8 protein-coding genes are annotated in these 6,609 nt (G+C 63.4%); all 8 read right to left on the bottom strand.

The annotated features are described in order from the left end of the window. Window positions 1-685: flavodoxin-dependent (E)-4-hydroxy-3-methylbut-2-enyl-diphosphate synthase (locus tag ACQKPE_RS18500; protein ID WP_427668075.1), on the bottom strand; the 685-nt coding region annotated here is incomplete at its 3' end. 3 nt (window positions 686-688) lie between these two features. Continuing rightward, the gene (locus ACQKPE_RS18495; RefSeq protein WP_427668074.1) at window positions 689-1,705 is read right to left on the bottom strand and encodes a RodZ domain-containing protein; all 1,017 of its coding nucleotides are present in this window, start codon (window positions 1,703-1,705) and stop codon (window positions 689-691) included. Then, the gene (pilW, locus tag ACQKPE_RS18490; RefSeq protein ID WP_427668073.1) at window positions 1,702-2,463 is read right to left on the bottom strand and encodes a type IV pilus biogenesis/stability protein PilW; all 762 of its coding nucleotides are present in this window, start codon (window positions 2,461-2,463) and stop codon (window positions 1,702-1,704) included. The genes ACQKPE_RS18495 and pilW overlap by 4 nt, the downstream gene beginning before the upstream one ends. A 13-nt stretch (window positions 2,464-2,476) precedes the next feature. Next, window positions 2,477-3,622 (bottom strand): 23S rRNA (adenine(2503)-C(2))-methyltransferase RlmN, encoded by a 1,146-nt coding sequence (rlmN, locus tag ACQKPE_RS18485; protein WP_427668072.1) that lies wholly within the window; start codon window positions 3,620-3,622, stop codon window positions 2,477-2,479. A gap of 28 nt (window positions 3,623-3,650) precedes the next feature. After that, window positions 3,651-4,076, bottom strand: a complete 426-nt coding sequence (ndk, locus tag ACQKPE_RS18480; RefSeq protein ID WP_427668071.1) for a nucleoside-diphosphate kinase — start codon at window positions 4,074-4,076, stop codon at window positions 3,651-3,653. Between the two features lie 88 nt (window positions 4,077-4,164). After that, entirely contained in the window at window positions 4,165-4,365 is a 201-nt protein-coding gene (gene iscX / locus ACQKPE_RS18475) for a Fe-S cluster assembly protein IscX (protein WP_375099836.1), read from the bottom strand. Between the two features lie 9 nt (window positions 4,366-4,374). Next, on the bottom strand, window positions 4,375-4,716 hold the full coding sequence (gene fdx, locus ACQKPE_RS18470) for an ISC system 2Fe-2S type ferredoxin (RefSeq protein ID WP_427668070.1): 342 nt from the start codon (window positions 4,714-4,716) through the stop codon (window positions 4,375-4,377). Between the two features lie 3 nt (window positions 4,717-4,719). Continuing rightward, a complete protein-coding gene (gene hscA, locus ACQKPE_RS18465) occupies window positions 4,720-6,582 on the bottom strand; it encodes a Fe-S protein assembly chaperone HscA (protein WP_427668069.1) in 1,863 nt (620 codons plus the stop codon). Window positions 6,583-6,609 lie beyond the last annotated feature (27 nt).

Below are 6,609 nucleotides of genomic sequence, written 5' to 3'. Positions count from 1 at the left end.
TCTGCGCCAGGGCCGCGTCGGTCTGCTCGCTGTCCTTGACCAGCGGCTCGGCCGGTTTGACCGTGACCGGGCGCTCGTCACCGATGGGAATCGGCATGGCCAGCAGGCGGTAGGCTTCGACGGCCATGAACACGTCGGAGGCCTTTACGCTGACCTTGAAGTCGTGGAAATCCAGGCGGTCGAGGTGCTCGACATGGCGCAGCGCCGACTCGACCAGCGCGGCTGGGGTCGGCTCGCCGTACTTCTTCTGCAGGTCTTTTTCCAGAGAGCCGGCGTTGACCCCGATGCGAATCGGAATGCCCCGGTCTCGTGCGGCATCGACCACCGCACGCACGCGGTCTTCACGGCCGATGTTGCCAGGGTTGATACGCAGGCAGTCGACACCGAGCTCAGCCACACGCAGGGCGATCTTGTAGTCGAAGTGGATGTCGGCGACCAAAGGCACGCTGACCAGTTGCTTGATCTTGCCGAAGGCTTCGGCGGCGTCCATGTCCGGCACCGAGACGCGAACGATGTCCACACCGGCATCGACCAGGCGCTGGATCTGCCCCACGGTAGCGGCCACGTCGTTGGTGTCGGTGTTGGTCATGCTCTGCACCGCAATCGGCGCATCGCCACCCACCGGCACATTGCCGACCCAGATTTTCCGCGATTCGCGACGTTTGATCGGAGATTCGCCGTGCATGACTTACTGTCCCAACTTCAGGCGAGCGGTCTCGCCACTGGTGAACGGGGCTACGTCGACCGCCTGGCCGTTGTAGCTGACCTGCGCGCCACGGGCGAAGCCCAGACGCACCGCGAACGGCGGCTTGCCGGTCAGTTCCAGGCTGTCGCCCTTGCGCTTGATGGCGCTGAACAGCACCTTGCCGTTGCCGTCGGTGACCTGGGTCCAGCAGTCGGCGCTGAACCGGATCGCGACACGGCCATCGCCAGCGGGCAGTACGCTCGGCTGAGCGGCTGGCGCAGGGGCAGCGGCAACAGGCGGGGTAGTAGGCGCTGCCGGGGTAGCAGGTGCGGGAGTAGCAGGTGTATGAGGCTGCGCCGCCGCGACGGCCGGGACCTCTGGCGCAGCGGGGGTAGCAGGTGCGGTGTTTGCAGTGGCGTCCGCAGTGGTTTCCTGGGTTTGCTCGCCCGCCGCAGGCTCAAGCGGCAACGGCGCGCTTTCCGGCTGCTGGCCAGCGCTCACGGCCTGGTCTTCAGGCTCGTCCAGGGGGTGGATCTGGGTGGTGCCATCGGCGCTCTCGACCTCGACGTGTTCCAGGGCGATCTTGGCCAGGTCCTTGGTACGCAGGCTGCCTTGGTCTTGCCACCAGAAGAAGCCACCACCGATCACCGCCACCAGCAGCAGCAGGCTCACCACTCGCAGGATATTGTGGGAAAGCCGCACGGGCTCTTCGATACGCCCCAGCGCATGCACGTCGCTGCCCTTGGCGTGGGTGCCGGTGACCTGGTCGAAGGCCTCGACCAGCGGCGCCTGGTCCATGTCCATCAGCTTGGCGTAGGCGCGGATGTAGCCACGGGCGAAGGTATGCCCGGGGAGCTTGTCGAAGGCACCGTTTTCCAGGTTGTTCAGCGAAGTTACCGTGAGGTTGAGCTTGCGGGCCACTTCGGCCTGCGACCAGTCGCGGGTTTCGCGGGCCTGGCGCAAGACTTCACCGGGGTTCTGGCGAGTCGCTGCTGCTACTTCTGGGTGCGCGGCTTTCATCGTTGCTCCGACAGGTATTGCTGATATTCCGGCGTACCGGGATAAAGTCGTTGTAATTGCTGGCCCAGCTCGGCTGCGTTGCCGTGTTCTTCGAAGACGCGGGCAAGGCGGCTGCCCAGCAGCAGGCTGCGGGCATTGGGGTCGCTGTGCTGGCTGAAGCGATCGTAATAGTCCCGAGCGGGCACATAATGCCTGTTTTCGTAGGACAACTCAGCCATTTCAAGCAGTGCCCCGGGTTGACGCTGGTTGAGCTGCAGGGCCTTGGTCAGGTATTCGTGCGCCTGTTCGCGGCGCCCCTGCTTCAAGGCGGTCAAGCCAAGGTTCTCGTAGACCCGGGAACGCTCAGGATACAGGGTATCGGCGGCGGCTTGGCGAAAGATCTGCTCGGCCTGGTGAAACTGGCCCTGAGCATATAGGAAACTGCCGTAGTTGTTGCGGATGCGGGTGTCGTCGGGGCGTGCGGCCAGGGCTTTGCGAAAATGTGCTTTAGCCAGCTCGGGCTCGCCTTCGGCCTGGAACACCAAAGCCAGGGCGGCATGTGCGTCGGCGTCGCGAGCATTCAGCTCGAGCGCCTTGACCAAGGGGGCCTTGGCCTGACCGGTCAAACCTTGTTGCAAATAGCCCAGGCCCAATTGCACGTAGGCGCGCCCTGCATCGACCCTACCCTGGCGACTGGCCAGCGGGTCACCTGCGCCGCCAGACACGCAACCGGCCAACAGCGCAAGCGTGAGGATCGACAGCACGGCACGCAGGGTCATGGGAGGCCCCAGGTCAGTGGCGCGCTGCGCTGTCTTGCTGCTCGCCTTCGGCGCTCAGCTGGCGCACGGCAATGTAGCGCTCGCTACGGCGGGTGCGGTCCATGACCTGGCCAACCAGCTGGCCGCAGGCGGCGTCGATGTCTTCACCACGGGTGGTACGGGTGGTGACGTTGAAGCCGCCGTGGTGCAGCAGGTCCTGGAAGCGGCGGATGGCATTGTTGCTCGGCCGCTCGTAGCCCGAGTGCGGGAACGGGTTGAACGGGATCAGGTTGATCTTGCACGGCACATCGCGCAGCAGCTCGATCATCTGTGCGGCGTGCTCAGGCTGGTCGTTGACGTCCTTGAGCAGGGTGTACTCGATGGTGAGCACGCGCTTGCCGCCGAGGGTGGACATATATCCCATGCACGACTCCAGCAGCATCTTCAGCGGGTACTTCTTGTTGATCGGTACCAGCTTGTTGCGCAGCTCGTCGTTCGGCGCGTGCAGCGACAGCGCCAGGGACACGTCGATGTGCTTGGCCAGCTCGTCGATCATCGGCACCACGCCCGAGGTGGACAGGGTGACGCGACGCTTGGAAATGCCATAGCCCAGATCTTCCATCATGATCTTCATGGCGGCGATGACATTGTCGAAATTCAGCAGGGGCTCGCCCATGCCCATCATGACCACGTTGGTGATGGCGCGGTCGATCTTGGCCGGGACGGTCCCGAAGGATTTGTTCGCAAGCCACACCTGGCCGATCACTTCGGCGGCGGTGAGGTTGCTGTTGAAGCCTTGCTTGCCGGTGGAGCAGAAGCTGCAATCCAGGGCGCAGCCAGCTTGGGACGACACGCACAGGGTGCCGCGATCGTCGGTGGGGATGTAGACGGTTTCAACGCAGCTGCCGGAGGCAACGCGGACCACCCACTTGCGGGTGCCGTCGGCGGAAATATCTTCGCTGACCACTTCCGGCCCCCGAATCTCGGCAGCGGCCTCGAGCTTTTCGCGCAAGGCCTTGCCGACATTGGTCATGGCGGCGAAATCGTCGACGCCATAGTGGTGAATCCATTTCATCACCTGGCCGGCACGGAAGCGTTTCTCCCCGATCGAGTCGAAGAATTTTTCCATTTCCTGCAGGGTCAGGCCCAACAGGTTGATTTTGCCAGTAGATGTCGTCATGGATTCACCCTCACCCGTAAGCTTTCGCTTAGCGAGTGGTTACCTCGGTAGCAGCGAAGAAGTAAGCGATTTCGCGAGCAGCAGCAGCTTCGGAGTCCGAACCGTGAACGGCGTTGGCGTCGATCGACTCGGCGAAGTCGGCACGGATGGTACCGGCAGCAGCTTCTTTAGGGTTGGTAGCGCCCATCAGCTCACGGTTCAGAGCAATGGCGTTTTCGCCTTCCAGAACCTGAACAACGACCGGGCCGGAAGTCATGAAGGCAACCAGGTCACCGAAGAAGCCACGCGCGCTGTGCTCAGCGTAGAAGCCTTCGGCTTCGGCCTTGGACAGTTGCTTGATTTTCGAGGCAACGATTTTCAGGCCCGCTTTTTCGAAGCGAGTGGTGATCTCGCCAATGACGTTCTTGGCAACGGCGTCAGGCTTAATGATGGAGAAAGTACGTTGAACAGCCATGGAAAACTCCAGAATTTGAGTGATGCGAAAAATTAAACCCGCGAATTATACGCGGGTTCTAGGGGAATGCCTAACCTGCAGGACACGCTCAGTCGGCTTCTTCGATCCAGGCCGCCTGAATGGCCTCGAGCACCTTCTCACCGCCGCGGGACGGATCGTCGCTGAATTCTGGCAAGGCCAGCACCCAACGGTGCAGATCGACGAAATTCACGTAACGAGGATCGACTTCCGGCTTGCTTTCTGCAAGTTGGATGGCGATCTCAAGTACATCAATCCATTTCAAAGTCATGCTGAACCCTCAGTGCGGCGCTTCTGCGGCATGGTTGAGCGAATATTTCGGGATCTCGATAGTGAGGTCCTGGTCGCCCACGACTACCTGGCAACCCAGGCGCGACTGCGCTTCCAGGCCCCACGCCTTGTCCAGCATGTCTTCTTCCAGCTCATCGGCCTCCTCGAGGGAGTCGAACCCCTTGCGCACGATGCAGTGGCAAGTGGTGCAAGCCTTGACGCCGCCGCAGGCGCTTTCCATCTCGATGTGATGGTCATGGGCCAGCTCCAGGATGTTGGTCCCGGTCGCCACGTCCACGGTCAGCCCCTCGGGGCAGAATTTTTCATGCGGCAGGAATGTCACCAGCGGCATCGGTTACTCCTCGATCTCATTCAGGTTGCGCCCGGCCAGTGCGGCTTTGACCGTCGAATCAAGGCGACGGGCGGCAAAAGCATCGGTCACCTGCGACAGACGCTTGGTCTGCTGCTCGATGGCAACGCCATCGGTGCCGCTGAGCAAATCACGCAGTTCTTGCATCTGGAAGTCGATGGCCTCGCGCTCCTCAAGGCTGAGCAGGCGCTCGCCATCGGCGTCCAGAGCGCCCTGCACCGCTTCGAGCAGGCGTTCGCCGTCAACCTGGTGCTCACGCAACTGGCGCGCCTGCTTGTCGGAGCCGGCGTGCTCGAAGGAGTCCTTGAGCATGCGCGCGATCTCGCCATCGGTCAGGCCGTAGGATGGCTTGACCTGGATGCTCGACTCAACGCCCGAGCCCAGCTCGCGGGCCGCGACGCTGAGCAGACCATCGGCATCGACCTGGAAGGTCACGCGGATCTTCGCCGCACCGGCGACCATCGCGGGAATGCCACGCAGCTCGAAACGGGCCAGGGAGCGGCAGTCGCTGATGAGCTCGCGCTCACCCTGCAGCACATGGATCATCATGGCCGACTGGCCATCTTTATAGGTGGTGAACTCCTGGGCGCGGGCCACGGGAATCGTGGTGTTGCGCGGGATCACCTTCTCCATCAGGCCGCCCATGGTCTCAAGACCCAGCGACAGCGGGATGACATCGAGCAACAGCAGCTCGCCACCCTCGCGGCGGTTGCCGGCCAGGGTGTCGGCCTGGATCGCGGCGCCGATGGCGACCACCTGGTCGGGGTCGATGGAAGTCAGCGGGGTACGACCGAACAGCGCGCCCACGGCTTCACGCACGCGCGGTACGCGGGTAGAGCCACCGACCATGACCACGGCTGCAACCTCTTCCAGCTCTACGCCACTGTCACGCACCGCGCGACGGCAAGCCTTGAGGCTGCGGGCAACCAGCGGCTCGATCAGGGCCTCGAACGCAGCGCGGCTGAGTTCGCCCTGCCAGGCGCCATGGCTGAGCTTCACCACTTCGGCGTCGGTCAACGCTTCTTTCGCCGCACAGGCAGTTTGCAGCAGTTGACGCTGAGCGGACGGGTCAAGGTCGGAAGACAGGCCGGCCTGCTCGATGATCCAGCCAGCAATGGCGTGGTCGAAGTCATCGCCACCCAGGGCGCTGTCGCCACCGGTGGCCAGCACCTCGAAGACACCAGCGGTAAGACGCAGGATGGAAATATCGAAGGTACCGCCACCCAGGTCGTAGATGGCCACCAGGCCTTCAGCGTTTTGGTCAAGGCCATAGGCCACGGCGGCAGCGGTCGGTTCGTTGAGCAGGCGCAGCACGTTCAGACCGGCCAGGCGCGCAGCGTCCTTGGTGGCCTGGCGCTGGGCATCGTCGAAGTAGGCAGGCACGGTGATGACCGCGCCCACCAGCTCGCCGCCGAGGGTTTCTTCGGCGCGCTGGCGCAGCACCTTGAGAATGTCGGCCGACACTTCCACCGGGCTCTTCGGCCCCTGGACGGTGTCGATGAACGGCATGTGCGACTCACCACCGACAAAGCGGTACGGCAGCTGCTCGCCCAGTTGCTTGACGTCAGCCAGGCCGCGCCCCATCAGGCGCTTGACCGACAAAATGGTGTTCAGCGGGTCGCTGGCGGCAGCGGCACGGGCAGCCTGGCCGACCTCTTGAGCGCCTTCGAGGTAGCGCACCGCGGACGGCAGGATGACCTCGCCGCGGGCATCGGGCAGCGGTTCGCTGCGACCGCTGCGCACGGCAGCGACCAAGGAGTTGGTGGTGCCCAGGTCGATACCCACCGCCAGGCGACGCTGGTGCGGCTGGGGGCTCTGACCGGGTTCGGCGATCTGCAGTAGGGCCATGCTTATCTGAATACCTTAGGCGTCATC

This window comes from Pseudomonas sp. NPDC089554 (assembly GCF_050280645.1).
GTDB lineage: Bacteria > Pseudomonadota > Gammaproteobacteria > Pseudomonadales > Pseudomonadaceae > Aquipseudomonas.
The sequence above is the reverse complement of the archived record's forward strand: the minus strand, read 5'-3'. Positions and strand labels throughout refer to the sequence as shown.

Bases quoted from the DNA above. Each gene is read 5' to 3' on its own strand.
- ACQKPE_RS18495 (WP_427668074.1), bottom strand. From the start codon at position 1,705: ATGAAAGCCGCGCACCCAGAAGTAGCAGCAGCGACTCGCCAGAACCCC.
- pilW (WP_427668073.1), bottom strand. From the start codon at position 2,463: ATGACCCTGCGTGCCGTGCTGTCGATCCTCACGCTTGCGCTGTTGGCC.
- rlmN (WP_427668072.1), bottom strand. From the start codon at position 3,622: ATGACGACATCTACTGGCAAAATCAACCTGTTGGGCCTGACCCTGCAG.
- ndk (WP_427668071.1), bottom strand. From the start codon at position 4,076: ATGGCTGTTCAACGTACTTTCTCCATCATTAAGCCTGACGCCGTTGCC.
- iscX (WP_375099836.1), bottom strand. From the start codon at position 4,365: ATGACTTTGAAATGGATTGATGTACTTGAGATCGCCATCCAACTTGCA.
- fdx (WP_427668070.1), bottom strand. From the start codon at position 4,716: ATGCCGCTGGTGACATTCCTGCCGCATGAAAAATTCTGCCCCGAGGGG.
- hscA (WP_427668069.1), bottom strand. From the start codon at position 6,582: ATGGCCCTACTGCAGATCGCCGAACCCGGTCAGAGCCCCCAGCCGCAC.